Raw genomic sequence first — 912 nt, 5'->3', positions numbered from 1 at the left:
GCGTGGACAACACGTTGCCCACCCTACTACCGGCTCCACGAGACCAGGCCCGGGCCGCCGCAGAGGGCCGCCCCACAAATCAGCCGGGCCACCCCCTCTCCCTCGACGGGAGAGGGTTGGGGAGAGGGTTGGGGAGAGGGTGAAGCCGAGCCGGGGCCGGTGGGTAAAGGCCATCCGCCGTACCCCTGGCGTCAAGGGCAATCGAAGCGGAGCACATCGCGCCGCTTGGCCGCCGTGCTCGTTTTCGTTGCTTATGGCTTGTCGTCTGGCTTCGGTTTGAGTACCGAATAAATGAAGGCTTTGTCGAGCTTATCGGCCAGGTTCGGGCAGGAAAGTCCTTTTGCCTTGGCTCATGACGGCGCGGCGGACACCCAATACTTCATTGGTGAGCAAATCCAGCACGATCAGTTCGCCGCCGCCGAGATTCTTGTCGGCCAGATGGGGGCGGTCGATTTCACGCCGGGTGAAGCCATAGTGAGCGCTTGGCGATGAGATTTCGTTCCGATCGACAAGGTAGGGGGATGGGCGGCCCCAATCGAACACGGTGACGCTTGGCTGTCGGCCCGGATTGCGGAAATACCGGTAGTAGCCAGGACCGCCAACGCGTGGCGCGTAGTGATCGTGCCGTTCCGGCTGGACTGGATATTTACGCTTGGCCTCGATGAACGGGTAACGACCGTATGGCGGCTGGACGAACTCACCCGATACGAAATCTGTCGGGCCACGCCAACCGTAGAAGGCAATCCCCCACGCATCCTCCACCGTGCGGTAGATGAACCGGCCCGCCTCGCTCTCGCACAGCGCCTTGAGATACGCCTTGCTGCACATGAACGACCGCCATACCGAGTCGGCGGGAGCGTCCGGCCATTTCACCGGCGGCACGTCCGGGTAGGGCCAGTATTCGGGATGCGG

General features: G+C 62.9%; 1 protein-coding gene. It reads right to left on the bottom strand.

The annotated features are described in order from the left end of the window. Window positions 1-309: 309 nt before the first annotated feature. A partial coding sequence (locus ABWL39_RS20825) for a hypothetical protein (RefSeq protein ID WP_367796112.1) occupies window positions 310-912 on the bottom strand: 603 nt, incomplete at its 5' end.

The organism is Chitinivorax sp. PXF-14 (assembly GCF_040812015.1).
Taxonomy (GTDB): domain Bacteria; phylum Pseudomonadota; class Gammaproteobacteria; order Burkholderiales; family SCOH01; genus JBFNXJ01.
Note: the sequence above shows the minus strand (reverse complement) of the source record. Positions and strands in the feature narration are given on the sequence as shown.